This is a genomic window from Dokdonia sp. Hel_I_63 (assembly GCF_007827285.1).
Classification (GTDB): domain Bacteria; phylum Bacteroidota; class Bacteroidia; order Flavobacteriales; family Flavobacteriaceae; genus Dokdonia.
In genome coordinates, this window is the sequence record NZ_VISD01000001.1 from 263,606 (window position 1) to 279,619 (window position 16,014).

Annotated in this window: 13 protein-coding genes; 6 read left to right on the top strand and 7 right to left on the bottom strand. The window is 40.3% G+C overall.

The features are described from left to right. The first annotated feature begins 196 nt into the window (after positions 1–196). On the top strand, positions 197–1,300 hold the full coding sequence (locus JM84_RS01130) for a DUF4407 domain-containing protein (protein WP_144782335.1): 1,104 nt from the start codon (positions 197–199) through the stop codon (positions 1,298–1,300). A 59-nt stretch (positions 1,301–1,359) separates the two neighbouring features. Here the strand turns inward: JM84_RS01130 and dinB are convergent, their stop codons facing one another. Beyond that, positions 1,360–2,472 carry a DNA polymerase IV gene (gene dinB, locus JM84_RS01135; protein WP_144782337.1) on the bottom strand — a complete coding sequence of 371 codons (1,113 nt, stop codon included), beginning with the start codon at positions 2,470–2,472 and terminating at the stop codon, positions 1,360–1,362. Between the two features lie 57 nt (positions 2,473–2,529). On the opposite strand from dinB, the gene JM84_RS01140 reads away from it, so the two are divergent. Genes JM84_RS01140 through JM84_RS01160 form a run of 5 tightly spaced genes read left to right on the top strand, consistent with a single transcriptional unit; the run spans position 2,530 to position 4,908 of the window. Beyond that, the gene (locus JM84_RS01140) at positions 2,530–3,198 is read left to right on the top strand and encodes an NAD(P)H-binding protein (RefSeq protein WP_144782339.1); all 669 of its coding nucleotides are present in this window, start codon (positions 2,530–2,532) and stop codon (positions 3,196–3,198) included. Beyond that, complete coding sequence (locus JM84_RS01145; protein ID WP_144782341.1) at positions 3,182–3,550, top strand: VOC family protein; 369 nt, start codon at positions 3,182–3,184, stop codon at positions 3,548–3,550. The genes JM84_RS01140 and JM84_RS01145 overlap by 17 nt, the downstream gene beginning before the upstream one ends. Before the next feature lie 5 nt (positions 3,551–3,555). Continuing rightward, positions 3,556–3,933 carry a VOC family protein gene (locus JM84_RS01150; protein ID WP_144782342.1) on the top strand — a complete coding sequence of 126 codons (378 nt, stop codon included), beginning with the start codon at positions 3,556–3,558 and terminating at the stop codon, positions 3,931–3,933. 23 nt (positions 3,934–3,956) lie between these two features. Continuing rightward, complete coding sequence (locus tag JM84_RS01155; protein WP_186439088.1) at positions 3,957–4,424, top strand: CYTH domain-containing protein; 468 nt, start codon at positions 3,957–3,959, stop codon at positions 4,422–4,424. Between the two features lies 1 nt (position 4,425). Continuing rightward, entirely contained in the window at positions 4,426–4,908 is a 483-nt protein-coding gene (locus JM84_RS01160; protein WP_144782346.1) for a YciI family protein, read from the top strand. 3 nt (positions 4,909–4,911) lie between these two features. Here the strand turns inward: JM84_RS01160 and pbpC are convergent, their stop codons facing one another. From pbpC to ruvC, 6 genes are all read right to left on the bottom strand, one after another. Then, positions 4,912–7,281, bottom strand: coding sequence for a penicillin-binding protein 1C (pbpC, locus tag JM84_RS01165; RefSeq protein WP_144782348.1), 2,370 nt, complete (start codon positions 7,279–7,281; stop codon positions 4,912–4,914). 2 nt (positions 7,282–7,283) lie between these two features. After that, complete coding sequence (locus tag JM84_RS01170; protein ID WP_144782351.1) at positions 7,284–12,875, bottom strand: alpha-2-macroglobulin family protein; 5,592 nt, start codon at positions 12,873–12,875, stop codon at positions 7,284–7,286. Between the two features lie 214 nt (positions 12,876–13,089). Continuing rightward, positions 13,090–13,404 (bottom strand): antibiotic biosynthesis monooxygenase family protein, encoded by a 315-nt coding sequence (locus tag JM84_RS01175; RefSeq protein WP_013750906.1) that lies wholly within the window; start codon positions 13,402–13,404, stop codon positions 13,090–13,092. Further along, positions 13,404–14,162, bottom strand: coding sequence for a cyclase family protein (locus tag JM84_RS01180; RefSeq protein ID WP_144782353.1), 759 nt, complete (start codon positions 14,160–14,162; stop codon positions 13,404–13,406). The genes JM84_RS01175 and JM84_RS01180 overlap by 1 nt, the downstream gene beginning before the upstream one ends. Before the next feature lie 112 nt (positions 14,163–14,274). Continuing rightward, positions 14,275–15,408, bottom strand: a complete 1,134-nt coding sequence (hemW, locus tag JM84_RS01185) for a radical SAM family heme chaperone HemW (protein ID WP_144782355.1) — start codon at positions 15,406–15,408, stop codon at positions 14,275–14,277. Positions 15,409–15,424: 16 nt separating this feature from the next. Continuing rightward, positions 15,425–15,979, bottom strand: a complete 555-nt coding sequence (gene ruvC / locus JM84_RS01190; RefSeq protein WP_144782357.1) for a crossover junction endodeoxyribonuclease RuvC — start codon at positions 15,977–15,979, stop codon at positions 15,425–15,427. Between the last annotated feature and the right edge of the window lie 35 nt (positions 15,980–16,014).

The window sequence follows — 16,014 nt, forward strand, 5'->3', positions numbered from 1 at the left end:
AAGCGTAAAAGAAAAAAACTGCAACATTTTATAATTTATACAGTCTCTATAACGTAGAGGTTGGCACTCGTATGCGATACCCTAAAAATTAACACATACGAAAAGTTGTCAAAACATCGTTCTATACACCATACACATCATCAATCATCTTGCTGGACCTCAATCACCCAGCGACTGTAACTAAACGAACCGTATTATGATTCAATCTTTCTTTATTCTCTGCTCTGGTGCAGATCGTGACGTTTTAGACACTTGCTCTCGCGGAGAAAAGAATAAATATGCAGGTATAGGTGCTACCGTATTTTTTACAGCCGTTTTAGCCACCATCGCAGCAACTTATGCGCTTTTTACCGTTTTTGACAATGTGTATAGAGCCCTACTTTTTGGATTATTGTGGGGACTCGTAATTTTTAATTTAGACCGCTTTATAGTCTCTACGCTCAAAAAACGAAACAACTGGTGGAAAGAATTTGGGATGGCAATACCGCGCCTTATTCTTGCGGTAATTATAGCCGTAGTTATTTCAAAGCCTTTAGAACTCAAAATTTTTGAAAAAGAAATAGATCGTGTGATACTCAGTCAGAAAAATGAGTTTACCGTTCAAAATCAAGGCGAAATACTCGCGCAATACACTCCAGAGATCAACAAACTGGATGCCCAAATAGCAACCGCAAAAGAAGAAATCGCTACCAAAGAGACAGAAGTAAATAACCTGTATGAAATCTACATAGATGAGGCAGAAGGTACTGCCGGCACAGAATTACTAGGCAAAGGCCCAGTCTATCAAGAAAAACGCGACAAACACGATGCAGCTCTTGCAGAACTTACTACTCTAAAAGCGACAAATGCGGAACAAATAGCACAGGCCGAAGTGCAAAAAATACAACTGCGCGATGAGTTCAACACTGCTGTAAGTACGAGTCAGCCCATTATAAATAACTTTGACGGATTAATGGCGCGCATAGATGCGATGAAAGAATTACCGTGGTTACCCTCGTTGTTTATTTTCTTACTCTTTCTTGCGATAGAGACAGCTCCCATATTTTCTAAGCTTATCTCGCCTATGGGTGAGTATGATATCAAGCTCGCAGATCACGAACTCACCATAAAAGAATGGAGCGCACAAAAAGCATTACAACGCAAGATCCTTACAGAGACAGATCATATTGTAAATGATCGCGTGTATACAGACATCGCTCAAGATGAAGAGCTATACAATTACAAGAAAAAGATGGCAAAAGAAATTTTAAAACGACAGCAAGATGCCTTTTACAGACGGCAAACTAAAATCTTAGGATAACGAATTTGATTCTTTTTTCTAAGATGAATATTAGGTAGAATACTAACAAATGCAAGTTACTAGAAAGTAAAGCGCATTTGTACATCAATCTCTTCTTCTTTTACAGCTTTTGCTGCATCCTTCTTTTTGCGGTCTTCGGTATTAAGATTAGATAAAGAAATGCCTAAGAGACGTACGCTATTTTTCATTTTCTCTTGATAGAGCAAATCCTTTGCAGTTTCTAAAATAATTTCCTTTGACCGCACATAGAGCTCTAGTGTTTTAGACCGAGTTTGTAATGTAAAGTCTGAGTACTTTATTTTTAGGGTAATGGTCTTCCCTGCGACTTTGCTTTTAGCAAGACGCTTCTCAACCTCCTCTGCGATAAGATCTAGTTTTTCAAGCATAAAGACTTCAGAAGTGATATTTTCAGAAAAGGTACGCTCGGCGGCTAGTGACTTTCTAATTCGGTTAGGTCTCACCTCACTATACTGGATGCCACGCACGATATCATAATAATAAGCACCACTCTTTCCGAAGTTTTCAGAGAGATACTCCTTAGATTTCAACTTCATATCCATACCAGTAAAGATGCCATGTAAGTACATTTTTTCGGCAGTCTTTTTTCCTATGCCGTAAAACTTTCTGATGTCTAGTTCCTCAAGAAAGGTAATTACCTCCTCTGGCGGTATGGTTTTCTGGCCATTGGGTTTATTAATGTCACTGGCAACTTTTGCAATAAACTTATTGATGCTTATTCCTGCGCTGGCATTCAGTCCTGTTTTTTCTTTTATGCGTTGTCGTATCCACGAGGCAATAACGGTTGCGCTAGGCATTCCTACTTTGTTTTCGGTAACATCTAGGTAGGCTTCATCTAGTGATAAGGGTTCTACAAGATCTGTAAACTCGTGAAAAACGGAGCGTATCTGAGCAGAGACCTCTCGGTATCGCTCAAAGTTAGTCTTTACAAATATGAGGTCGGGACACAGTTTTCGCGCAAGCGCACCCGCCATAGCAGACCGCACGCCATATTTACGAGCCTCATAACTCGCTGCACTTACCACACCACGCTCACCACCGCCACCTACAGCAATAGCTTTACCTCGTAAATCTGGGTTGTCCAGCTGCTCTACAGATGCATAAAATGCATCCATATCTACGTGAATTATCTTTTTTATAGGCAGCTCAGACATTGTATGCAAGTTACAAAGTACTCAGAAGGTTTTGTACTATAAATCGTAACTTTGAGTATGTCTAAAACAGCAATCATACTCGGCGCCACAGGTCTTACTGGCGGACTTTTAACAGAGTTACTCATAAAAGACCCAGCATTTTCTAAAGTGAAAATCTTTACAAGGCGGCCCACCTCTTTTACACACGAGAAAGTGGAAGAGATTATTTGTGATTTACTAGACACAAGCACCTTCAAGGAGCAATTTACCGGAGACGTTGTTTTTTGTTGCATAGGCACCACAAAAGCCCAAACGCCAGATAGGGAGAAATATAAAGCTATAGACTATGGCATCCCGATTGAAACGGCACAACTGGCAAAGCAACACGGGATAGCAAGTTATATGGTTATTTCTTCTGCGGGAACTTCGGCTAAGAGTCCGTTTTTCTATGTGCGCACAAAAGGTGAGATGGAGCGCGACTTGAGCAAAGTAGGCATTGAGAACACGTACATTCTTAAACCTGCTTTTATAAATGGCCGCCCAGATGACGCTCGCAAAGGCGAGAAAGCTCTTAAAATGATGATGGCCGTTATGGACTTCTTTATGGTGGGACCGCTCAAAAAATGGAAGTCTACACAAGCAAAAGATATTGCTAGAGCAATGGCACATCTTGCAAAACAAACGGTAACCCACAGAGACATCACAAATATTGAGATTAAAGAACTAAGCAGTGCCTACCACCTTTAACCACATCACCGTTCCCTCCCGAGACCTTAAAGCGGCGATTGCGTTTTATACAGGCATTGGTATGGAACTTATTGAGCACGAGCCTCAGCATCACGCACATTTTGAAAACAAGGAGCACGAAGTCATTTTTACAGCTTATTATAATCCCAAGCTTCCTGAACAACCCGTAACCGTTTACTTTGAAACAGATGGTATTGAGGTGTTTGAATTACGCTTTCGCGAAAGCGTACTCAGCCCCACCATATACAGAGACTGGGGTGGAAAGGACTTAACACTACAAGATCCCGATGGGAATAATGTCGTACTTTACCAAAAGGACACCCCTACTACGGTAACTCCCTGGCAAAAATAAACGCTATGAACCTCAACCAAATCACCGTACCGTCACTAGATCTTGAAACTTCCATTGCTTTTTATGAGCAACTGGGATTGCGTCTCATTGTAAAAGCCTTGCCACATTATGCACGCTTTGAGTGCCTGGAGGGAGATGCTACGTTTTCTATACATCTTGTAGATGAGCTACCTGCAGGTGCTGGAGTGGCAGTATATTTTGAAACAGAGCGTTTAGACCAAGAAGTGTCACGATTACAAGGGGAGAATGTTACTTTTGACCTATTGCCCACAGACCAGTCGTGGTTGTGGCGAGAGGCAAGACTTAAGGATCCAGATGGAAATCAAATTATTCTTTACTTTGCTGGTGATAATCGTAAAAACCCGCCGTGGCGCATTAACTAAAGGCTAGATATAACAGCAACATTATGTTAGAAATAGAACGAAAATTCCTAGTAACCTCAGCAGCTTTTAAAGATGTTGCTCAAAAGGCAACTCATATTACTCAAGGCTATCTAAGTACAGATCCTGAGCGAACTGTAAGAGTGCGCATTAAAGGCGAGAAAGGCTTTCTTACGATTAAAGGAAAATCAAACGATAGCGGTACTACGCGTGTAGAAGTAGAAGAAGAAATCGCAGTAGATAAGGCGCAAACGCTTCTATCACTATGCCTTCCCGGAGTTATAGATAAAACACGTTACGAGTATATGGCAGGTAATCACACCTGGGAAATAGATGAATTTTATGGAGATAACGAAGGACTCACCGTTGCCGAAATAGAACTCAACGCTGAAAAAGAAGATTTTACAACACCAGAATGGATAGGCAGCGAAGTGACAGGAGATAATAAGTACTACAACTCGCAGCTATCTGAGAACCCTTTTAAAAATTGGTAAAATGAAAATTATATTCAATTTCTTAGTACTCGTACTACTAATAAGTTGTCAATCTAGGGTTGAGACAAAAACTAGCGATGCCGCAGCTTCACCTAGTAAAGCACAACAAATTGCAGATCTCAAAGCCAATGGATATGAGATATTCGATTATTACGATGATGATATTCAGGACACGGTAATTATGCAAAAGTATTTTCTAGCTTTTCTCAATACGGGACCTAATAGATCACAAGATGAGGAAGAAGCTACAAAGATTCAGAAAGGACACCGCGCACATCTAGGTCGTATGTACGAGTTAGGCTATGCGGATATATCTGGACCTCTAGAAGATAGCTTAGGGGTGACCCAAGGAATTACAATTTACAATGTCCCAAACCTTGCTACAGCAGATAGTCTAGTACGCTTAGATCCCGCAGTACAAAGTGGCCGACTAGTGGTAGATATAAAACCGCTTTGGGCTGGAAAAGGCTTTGCTTTGAGATAAACATTACCCTCTAGAAACCTCAATTTGCTTCTTGAGTTCATTACCCTGAGCATCTACTACAGTTAGCACATAGATTCCTACTTCTGGTGCAATGGCTAGTTCATGAAAAACTTCGGTACTGCCTATAAAGTTATTATCTAAATACCAGAAGAGCTTCGTCTCTGGATTACGATGAGCTACTTTAAGCACCACATCATTTATGTCCGAATCAAAATTCTTAGGTAAAATAACGCCTTCATTATTTTTGGGATATATAAAAACCATGGGTTGCTCTCCTGAGAATCCGCAATCGGGTAGATAGGGTGGTAACTCTTTATAATCTGGATGCTTTCCTGAATAATAAAAAGCTAACGAGGCCGGTAACGCAAAGTAATTTTTAGCCTTCATTTTATCTAATTCATAACAATCAGAATTAACGCGATAGGTCTCACTATGATCTACATATACCTGTTTATGATATGGACAGGCAGCACTATGCTCTCCAGCAACAGGAGCCAGAATACTTTCTGTAAGCGGGCAATAGACGCTCGCTTTCATTCCGCTTTTTGTGCATACATTTATTTCGGCAAGAGCATCATAAGGCGTGTCAAACCAATTACCGCTCATGGGTAAGCTACGAAGTATATCAAAAAACAATGGAGCCGCTGCTTGAATACCCGTAATGCCTGGTCTGCCTTCTCCATCTGCATTTCCTACCCAAACACCTATGGCATATTGAGGTGTAACTCCAACTGCCCATGCATCTTTGAAACCAAAACTTGTTCCAGTTTTCCAAGCTATGGGCTGCGCATCTTCATAAAACTGCCAGTTCTCCTCACCATTAGGCCTATTTACCGTACGTAAAGTTTCTAACGTATTATATATTGCTCCTGCAGAAAAGACACTTGGCTCACTGTGTAAACTTTCCTCGTTCTTATCACAGGTAGCACAACGCTTACGCAACGTGTACTCCTCAAATGAAGACGCCGAGTACTCACTACTCGAATTATTAAATGTATGCAGTGTGTTTGCCATTCCTGCGTAGGTTTTTGTCAACTCAAACAGGCTACTTTCTGCCCCACCCAAAATCATAGCAAGTCCATAATGAGAAGCCGGTTTATTAATTCCACCTAAGTTCATCTCCTTAAGATTGCCATAGAATTTATCGAGACCGTATTGTCGTAACAGACGCACAGCAGGAACATTAAGCGATCGAGCCAAAGCAACATCTGCAGCTACTGCTCCACTGTATTCATTATTAAAATTTTGTGGTTGGTAATTATTAATACTTGTGGGAATATCTGCCACCAGCGTTTTAGGTAAGAGCATACCTTCGTCTAGCATTCCGGCATATAAAAAAGGTTTCAGCGTGCTTCCAGTGCTTCGTGACTTTGTTACTATATCAACATCCTTTTGATGTGCAGCATCTGTAGGTGCGTTTCCCACATAACCCACTACTTCCTTCGTATTTACATCTATCACAACCATGGCAAGGTTGTAAATCTCATTCTGCTTTAACTGTCCGTAATGCTCTTTTGCCAGTCTATTTAATGAACGTTGCAGTGGTGCTTTTATAGTGGTCTGGATGCGCTTTCCCTCAGATTCTTGCTTTACTCGCTCTACTAGATGTGGTGCTAGTTGTGGTAATGGATAGGGTTTTCCTGGGAGTTTTTCAAGGAGTGACAACTCATAGGTTGTCTCATCTATTTCCCCAGTTTTCCAGAGTTTTTTAAGGAGCTCATTACGCTTTCGCGAAAGCGTTACCTCATTTTTACCCGGTCGCACCATACTAGGATTGTTAGGCAAAACAGCTAAAGCTGCCATCTGCCCCCAGCTCAAACGATCTGCCGGAAGTCCAAAATATCGCCAAGCGGCAGTCTCTAATCCTACAACATTACCCCCGAAAGGCGCGTAGGTCGCATACATATTAAGAATCTCCTCTTTAGCATATCCAGCTTCGAGCCTTGTAGCCTTTATAAGTTCGACTAGCTTTTCCATGTAAGAACGTTCTGTTCCTTTTCTAGAAAGTCTAATTACTTGTTGCGTAATGGTGCTGCCACCACGACGTTTATCTGTTGTAATATTTCCCCAGATGGCCTTCCCCATAGCCACGGGATTAAACCCAGGATGCGTATAAAAATACTCATCTTCAAAAAGAAGAATACACTTCTCAAACTTTACAGGAACGCTGTCTAGTGCAGGAAAACGCCACTGCCCATCACCCGCAATACGCGCACCCAGCAACTCACCTTCTGCACTCTCCACCACTGTTGCATGCGGATCTTCAAACAATGGTGAAGGCAAAGAGAACAACCAATACATAAAAAATCCCGCCAATATAATGAGCTTGACTTTGTGAGATTTTAAAAACTGTATGATGGATGTTCTGGTCATTACTACTTCTCAATCAATACCCAATTACCTTTGTTTCTTGCATAATAATTTGCATCATACATTGCTTCTACCTGAGTGCCCGGCAAGTAATACCTACCTAAGTAACTTGCATTGAGACGTACTGTAAACGTTTTTGTGCTGGCTTTACTCATATCAAAATAAAAGTTGACTCTATCATCTCTTATGTCTGTGTAGCGTGCGCTGCCTTCTGTACCGCCTTGTGCATCTGTAAAGCGTGTGTTTACAATTTCCCACCCGCTTGGAAAGATTTGTGTGAGTGCGATATTATCTACATAGTCACGACTGTTATTACTTACTGTAATTCTTGCAGTAAACTCCTCTCCTTGACGTAGCTTATTAGCCGCAATAGAATTTCCTGACCCATCCATAAAGGTTGTATTCACTCTCAGATTTTTACTATCTGTGAGCTCTTTACCTAGTGGTAATTTTCCACTCTGTACTAAGCGCACAAACACAGTATTTTCTTTCTGATTTTTAAGTGTGATGCTATTCTTACCATCTTGTGTCTTGAGATCTCTGAGCGCTATGGCTTGTGGCGTGTTTATCACCACTTCCTTACCGTTTTTCATCATAGACAGCTGCATGGCTTTACCACCGTTTTTAGTCACCATTTTTGCCATAGCGAGTAACGCATAACTTGTTTCTTGCGTACTCAACCATCTATCTGACGCTAGCGTTTTGGCGATTGATATAGCCAATTCTTTTTGCTTAGCATCATTCATAACCACCATTGTTTCTAGTGCCATCGCTCTGTTACGATATACAGAACCATAGGTCTGGTAGTCATAATTTTTGGGCTTAAAATCAATATTTGCCGTTACTATTAGTTCGCGAGCTACTTTCTCCTGCCCCACAAGTGCATAGGCTCCTGCTAGTCTCCATTTGCTCTCGTTTGATAAATTTCCGTTTTCGCGCAAGCGGTTCATTGCCGCAAGATCTGGTTGTCCAGCTAGAGCAAGGGTATATAAACGATATGCTTGCATTAAGGTGGCATTATAGGCATACTGCCCTGATCGCCACTCGCGGGCTGCTTTTTTCTGGAAACGCAGCCAGTTACTCATAAAAGTAAGTGGCAATGCATAGCCTTTCTTTTGTGCTTCTACCATAAAATGACCTGCGTAACTTGTACCCCAGTCATCTGCTTCTGATTCTCCTTGCCAGTAACCAAGACCACCATCTGCATTCTGGAATCTTCCTAGACGGGTAATTCCGTGTTTGATGTGTTCTTGTGATTCGGCTTTTTGCTCATAAGTCAGATCAAAAATATCACTCAAGAATAATTGCGGAAATACGCCAGACGTAGTTTGCTCTACACAACCGTGTGGATAGCGTATTAAGTACTGCATACGCTTTGTAAAATCCATAGGTGGTAATGTTGAAAACTCTAAAGCGCTTTCATTTGTTCCTGCAACACCAAAGGTTGAATAATCAATGGTAAGATCTCCGCTAGCGTCTAGTTCATAGTCGGTTACTTGTTGCGTGATAGGGTTTGGATTTTCTACATCGATTTCTACTTCATAGGTTGCACGTTCTCCGTGACCTTCTACAATAATCTGTACCGTTTGCACTCCTGTTGCGGCTTGCATATCAAACTCAAATGGCACTATTTTTTCTCCCACTTGCGTGAAATTTACCGTTTTCACATTCCCGTCAGACGCTTTAAAAGCTTCAGAAGTTTTTATCGTAATCTTAGCCTGCTTGATTTTACTTTCCATGGCAAACACGGTAACGGGTAAAGTCACGTGCTCTCCTGGAGATAATTTTCGCGGAAGCGAACCTAACACCATCAATGGTTTACGCACAGCCACCGTTTTGTCTGATTTACCGTAGGCGCTTTTTGTGGCATCTCCAGCAATCACCATCGCACGTACAGAGCCTACATAATTTGGCATTTTTATAGTATGTGATTTTGTTTCATTTTCGCTTAAAGCAAAAGGACCTAAAAAGCTAACAACGGGTTTAAAACGTTCTGCTTTTCGGTTTTTGGCAGCACTTCCTGCATCACCTCCACCTATTGCATAAATATTATCTACACTACCCGAGTATGCACCGATTACATAATCATACATGTCAAACGACTTTACTCCGAGCGCTTCCCTACTATAAAAATGCTTGTGAATTTCTGGCGTTTGAAATCTCGTAAGATCTAGCAAGCCGTCATCCACCACAGCAATGGTATAAGTCATTGCTTTGCTATTTTTCTCACTTACCTTTATCGTATAATTCTCCTCTGGCTTGAGAACATCTGGCATGGATATTTGTGGTTGCAACACCGTATTAACATCCTCCACAAGCAACGGAATCACACCGTATAACCTGATAGGCAAATCATTTGCCGACTGTTCATGGGGCTGCAATAATGCAATGTTTACATACACATTAGGCGCCATCTCTGAGGTAACAGGAATACGTACTTCTGTTTCTCCTTTGACCGCATCTACCCAGTACGTTTCTAGTACGCTCGTACCATTTTCAATACTTACGAGCGCTCTTCCTGCCGCTGATGACGGGAATTTAATAATGGCTTTTTCTCCCACATTATACTTCTCTTTATCTGCAGAAAACACGAGCATCTTTGCACTCTCAGGATCACTTTGTAAACCACTCCAGTTTCTATAGAAATATGCTATGCGTCCCGTGGCGTGACCACTCTCTGGGTCTAAAATTCTAATGAGATAACGACCGCTTTCTTTTTCTGGAATATTTACATTAAAACTTGTTTTTCCATTTGCTCCAGAAGTAACTGTGAAGTTCTGTACGGGCGTGTGCACAGTGCCTGTCTCATAGCTTGAGTAATTATCGTTATTACGGTTCCACCACCAGCGCCATTCCATTTTAAAAACTTTTACTTCTAGCTTACGATTGCCAGCTGGATTTCCTTGTGCATCTGTTGTCGCAAGATCAAATGCTGTATTCTCATCTGTATAATAGCTGCCGTAGGCTCTACTTTCTGGTGAGCGTAAGCCTACAAAATGCTCAAAAGGCGACACATCTTTACTAACAACATCAAGTGAAAAATCACCACCACCTTCATAGGCCTTTGTTACAAACGTAGCTTTAAGCATTCCTGGAGCGCGCTTACTGAGTTCTAGTTTCTTATTGATTTTAGTACTTCCCTCATTGTCTAGTTTACCGTCTAGCACATTAATTTCTACCTCGCTAAAACTACGGATAGGATCATAAAAATTATATTTAGGAAACTTCTTGAAACCGCTATTTGAACTGCGGATGGTAGCGTCACTTACAATTATGAGATTGCGTGCTGGTGCTCCGTGGAGCCATTTTACGGTGGCAGTACCCTCTATACTACCACTGGCATCTAGTATTTCATCCTTAAATTCTAAATTAACCTTGAGTCGGTTAGGCTTTATAGTTTCTACTTTAAGAGACTTATAAAATGTTGCTCCTCCTACAGAGATGGTCGCATTATAATTTCCAGTAGGAGCCGTTTGTGTTGTTGGGACAGGGAAATAGTAAAAATTATTAAGCGAGCGTTCATTACTTTGAGATGTTCCCACTTTACTAGTGAGTACCTTTCTGTACATCAACTTCCCTCTAGGGTCTGTAACTTCAAGTTTTACTGGATGGTCTTTAGGCAGCGGATTTGCTTTATCGTCTAGTGTAAATGTAAGATGTATGGTATCTCCTGGACGATGCACACCGCGTTCTACATATGTAAAGCCTTTAAGACCTTTTTCTAACTGGTTACCAGAAATATCAAACTTACTCATAGACAAACTATGCCCGTCTTCTAGTTTTAAGTATGCATAATTGTTATCCTTTACTGCTACGGCAAAAACTGCATGACCATCAGGAGTTACATTTGCAATACCCGTCGCATCTGTAGTCACCTTTGCTATTGCTTGCTTTTGATAATTATAAAGTGTGATTTTTGTATTTGCTTCTGGGGTAGTTGTAATAATATCTGCCGCTGCAAAGAGGTAAGAATTGTCTTTTCCTTTCTTTACAATGATTCCTAAATCTGATCCTAATAAATTGCTATTTATAAACCTCCCTTCTTGATAATAAGCTGGATGGCATGGATTATCTTCTTGCTCCCAGTTATATACTTGCTTACGCCATCTATAAATACGGTTATCCCAGTATTGTTCCTCTCTTGTGTCTTCATCTGCACTTTCTGCTTCTGTGTTTGAGTTGTTATAATAATCTTCTTCATAGTAATAATCATCATAGCTATCATCATCTACAGCGGTAGATGTATCATCTGTACATTCAAAGATTGCGTATGCTGGCTTATAACTTATCTCTATACGATATAGTGCTCCAGGATCTGCCTTAAATACCGTAGAGAGATCAATACCATGAGCTTTCCACTGCCCATTATCTAGGTATTCTTTATTTGCTATTTGTATGGTTTTCTTTGCTATCCTGCGACCTACTCTTTTTAAGTTATAGGTACTTACATCATTGAGTTGTCCATCTTGTAAAAACTGTAACACATTGTTTTCAAAAATCTTGATGATCCTTACATCTACGTGGCTCAAGCTTACGGCTTCAAAGTAAAAAGGAGTACTTGCTGAATTAGGTAAAATCACCCCGTTAGTTATAGCGCGCACAGCAGGTTTTACCTGCTCAAAACTTATTGATTCTTGAAACTGCTCTTTAAGCCTATATCCATCTGTGCTTTTAATACCTTCAAAAACCTCAACCAGTGCATTTCCTACAATTTTAGTCTCTGGATATACGGTAAGTACATTACCATTTACCTCAAAACGAAGATTACCACCTTGCTGGATAGTTACCAGTCCGGCAAAATTTTGCTTGTCTTGTATAGGGTCTGAAAAGTTAATTGCTAGTGACGCATTTGCTCCTCTAGTTTGATCGATCCCTATAATTTTAAAGTTATTACGACCTGGGATTTCTACGGTATTTTCTCCTTTAGTTTCTTTTGCTCCTATCGCTTTACCATTCCACGATATTTTAATTTCTGAGTCCTCTTCGGCTCTAGAGATACTGTCTATTCTAAAGGAGTGAAATCTAGCATAAGCATCTTGGCTAATCCATTTAATAGGTAGTGCATTTCCATTTTGTGTAGCATGTATGAGTTGTTGCGCTTTCGCGAAAGCGATATCATCACTCCCCTCTATCTGTCCTTCTAGATAGTTATATTCTTTACTATATGATTGTAATGCACGCAGGTTCACTTTAAAATCTGGCGTGATGGTCTTAAAAGAAAAGTGAAATTCATCCATCCCTTTTTCTAGATCATCATAGAGTTTATCTAACAATACAGTCACCTCGTACTCGGTATTTGGTGCCAGTGGTTCACTAGGCACAAACTCTAGCAATCGCTGGTTACGTATGCTTAATTTACCTGCAACACTAGGGCTTATCTTAAGTATATTATCCGGTAATTCTTGATCCAACTCAAACTGTGAGAGCGCTTTTGCTAGCTCTACTCGTATAGGGTTCTTTACAGACTGCCTACCTTCTGTAGTGTACGAGATGTAATCCTTGTACTTAAATAAATTATCTGTAGGTGCTGGAGTTTTATCGCAAGAAATGGCAAATAAGAACAAGGTAATGACGGTGAGCAGATGGTTTTTAAGCATTGATTGTGATGGTGTTAGGTATCCAAAACTAAGGGTTACTTATTGATAAACAAACAGGTTATTCCTCAAATTTTGGGTGCTCAAATGTATACCAAAAGGCAGCAGATTTTAAGCAAATTAGTAACTGATTGAATTTAGATTCAGGTAGTGTGGTTATTTGTTGAACGGGAATGTTAAAACGTGTAGTATAAGCGTGTTAACTTTTGGGAGTACTTTAACTTTTATTAAAAGAGTACTCTCGCTCTACTTTACAAATCCTGACCGTATAATTATCGTACCAGTCTGATTTACCCATGCGCTGGGCACCTTGATGCTCCGCTTGTGCTTTCCAGTGAGCGATATCCTTTAATGTTTTCCAGTAAGAAACAGTAATCCCGAGATGGTCGCTATCATTTCTAGCGCCCTCTACTCCTAGAAAACCAGGCATTGTTGCCGCCAGCTCCTCCATAAGATCTGCGGCTTGTTTGTAACCTCTCGTGCTACTGGTTCGTGTAGATGTAAAAATTACAGCGTAGTAAGGTGCTTGCATTATTCAGTTTCTATTTTGTACAACACAGGCTTACTTGGTGTAGCATCGTTCTCAAAAGGAGCAATTTGTAAATTGAGAAGATATCTACCATCTGCCACTTTGTGCGGTACATAAATCATCTCTGTGATGGTTGCATCTAGTCGTATATTTTCTTCTACATTCCAGAAGGCGTGATGTGCTTTAAGAGCTCCACCATCTTTTTCTTTGTCTACACTTGGAAGATCTATGAGGAGGTGTTTGATTCCGCTTTCGCGAAAGCGTACCATTGCTTTTTCTTCTATAAACGGCCAGTTTGTATGAGACCAATTCATTGTTTTCTTTTCTCGTGCATTAGGCAATGTTCGAATGACTAAAGCTTCTGGAGATTTGCCTTTAAGTATACTGTGGAACTGCTTATCTCTCAATATAAAATCATCTTCGTCGTTATCTAAGGGTTCCGGAATTACAGTGATCACCTCTGCCACAAAAAAGAATGTCTTCAGGTTTTTATTGATACTGTGCACCTTTTCTGTAATGTGTCCAGCGGTCTCTGTGTGTGTGCCATGAGAATGTGGATTAAACGTTATTGTGGTGAAATTCACATCTCCGCCTTCACTCACTTTGCCTACCCAATCGCCATCTGTGACTGTCTCAAACTTAGGCGGGTCAATATACCAAGCCAGCGGATTCTTCTTAGGAGTAAGAGGAATCGAGAGATCAATAGGTTTTAAAAGATCGACCTTAAAAGTTTCTTTATTATGGGATATTGTTGCAAGCATAGCGTAATTCAAAAGAAGACTAAAGATAAAAATCCTGAATAGATTAACCTAAGTCTTTTGCCTTATAGATAATTGAAATATCTACTAGTGCAAATTAAAAGATTAGAAAGCGCTACTTTAAATTTAAGATAAACAAATCACTAGCGATTCCGTCACTTAAGAACTTCCCTTTTTTTGACACATACACACGGTCACCTTCTATAAACAAGAGATGTTCTTCTACATGCTTTTGTGAATACTCAATAAAATAGTCTTTGTACTTATCGCCATATAAAGTGGCTATCTCTGTAAGTGAAACACCAAACTGCGTGCGCAATCTAGTCATCACATACTCATTATATTGATCTGTAAGTGAGAGCTCTTCCACCTCTTGAGGCAACTCTCCAGCAGTGATTGCTTTTATGTACTTCGGGTTGTTATTAATATTCCACGCGCGACGATTATTATCATAACTATGTGCAGAAGGGCCTATCCCAATGTATTTTTTCCCTTGCCAGTAGGCCGTATTGTTTCTAGAGTGGAAACCAGGCTTTGCAAAGTTTGAAAACTCATAGTTCTCATAGCCTGCTTCTTCCATTTTACGTATTAAAAGCTCATGATGCTCTTGAGCAACCTCGTCCTCTACGGGTGGAACAATTCCTTTTTTGATGAAATTTTCTAATGCTGTCTTAGGTTCTACGGTAAGTGCGTATGCAGATATATGAGGTACATCAAGTTTTAAAGCTTGATCAATATTTTCTTCCCAACGCTCATTAGTCATCCCAGGGATTCCGTAAATAAGATCGAGCGAACTATTAGGAAATTGTTTTCTTGAAAGCACTAGGCAATCTATGGCTTCGGTAGCATTGTGGGCACGGTTCATTAACTTGAGATCTTCTTCAAAAAACGATTGTACGCCTATGCTCAACCTGTTAATTCTTGATGCCGCTAGTTCGCTTATTTTCTCTGGAGTAAGATCATCAGGGTTTGCTTCTAGGGTAATTTCTGGATCTTCTTCAATCGTATAATGCTTATAACAGGCATCTATAATTTGTTCAATCTCATCAGTGTTCAAAACAGAAGGTGTACCTCCACCAAAGTAGACATTAGACACTTCATCATTTTCAAACTCGGCTTTACGCATCTCAAGTTCGCTTATGATTGCCGTTATCATTTCCTCCTTTTTACCCATGGTGGTCGAAAAGTGAAAATCACAATAGTGACATGCTTGCTTGCAAAATGGTATGTGAATGTAGATGGATGCCATAATTTCTAAAAGAATATTATTTCTTAACCCGCTTATCATTTTGCTTTACAAAGCTTTCCCAGCCAGAATAGCTTTTACCTATTTCTACTTTTCCAGAATTGTAATAATGACAGACTGCTGCTGCGAGTCCATCTGTGGAGTCTAAGTTTTTAGGCAAGGTTTTTAATTTCAATAAAGACTGCAGCATTCTTGCCACTTGCTCCTTACTTGCATTACCGTTTCCAGTAACTGCCATTTTTATCTTTTTAGGAAGATATTCTGTGATGGGGATTTCTCTAGATAATCCCGCAGCCATCGCCACACCTTGTGCTCTACCTAGCTTGAGCATACTTTGTACATTCTTTCCAAAAAATGGCGCCTCTATCGCAATCTCATCTGGGTGATAGGTGTCAATTAATTGGATAGTTCGCTCAAAAATAAGTTTAAGCTTCACGTATGGGTCATTATACTTTTGAAGCAACAACTCATTAAGCAGCATGAATTCCATCTTCTTTCCCACTATTTTAATGAGTCCAAAACCCATAATTGTGGTTCCTGGATCAATCCCTAATATGATTCTTTCGTCTGCCAATGCTTTTATTGTTACTTTGTGCTCATCCTTAACAA

Excerpts from the sequence above, each read along its gene's own strand:
- JM84_RS01130 (WP_144782335.1), top strand. The coding sequence starts at position 197 with ATGATTCAATCTTTCTTTATTCTCTGCTCTGGTGCAGATCGTGACGTT.
- JM84_RS01170 (WP_144782351.1), bottom strand. The coding sequence starts at position 12,875 with ATGCTTAAAAACCATCTGCTCACCGTCATTACCTTGTTCTTATTTGCC.
- JM84_RS01150 (WP_144782342.1), top strand. The coding sequence starts at position 3,556 with ATGAACCTCAACCAAATCACCGTACCGTCACTAGATCTTGAAACTTCC.
- JM84_RS01140 (WP_144782339.1), top strand. The coding sequence starts at position 2,530 with ATGTCTAAAACAGCAATCATACTCGGCGCCACAGGTCTTACTGGCGGA.
- JM84_RS01175 (WP_013750906.1), bottom strand. The coding sequence starts at position 13,404 with ATGCAAGCACCTTACTACGCTGTAATTTTTACATCTACACGAACCAGT.
- JM84_RS01160 (WP_144782346.1), top strand. The coding sequence starts at position 4,426 with ATGAAAATTATATTCAATTTCTTAGTACTCGTACTACTAATAAGTTGT.
- JM84_RS01180 (WP_144782353.1), bottom strand. The coding sequence starts at position 14,162 with ATGCTTGCAACAATATCCCATAATAAAGAAACTTTTAAGGTCGATCTT.
- dinB (WP_144782337.1), bottom strand. The coding sequence starts at position 2,472 with ATGTCTGAGCTGCCTATAAAAAAGATAATTCACGTAGATATGGATGCA.
- pbpC (WP_144782348.1), bottom strand. The coding sequence starts at position 7,281 with ATGACCAGAACATCCATCATACAGTTTTTAAAATCTCACAAAGTCAAG.
- hemW (WP_144782355.1), bottom strand. The coding sequence starts at position 15,408 with ATGGCATCCATCTACATTCACATACCATTTTGCAAGCAAGCATGTCAC.
- JM84_RS01155 (WP_186439088.1), top strand. The coding sequence starts at position 3,957 with ATGTTAGAAATAGAACGAAAATTCCTAGTAACCTCAGCAGCTTTTAAA.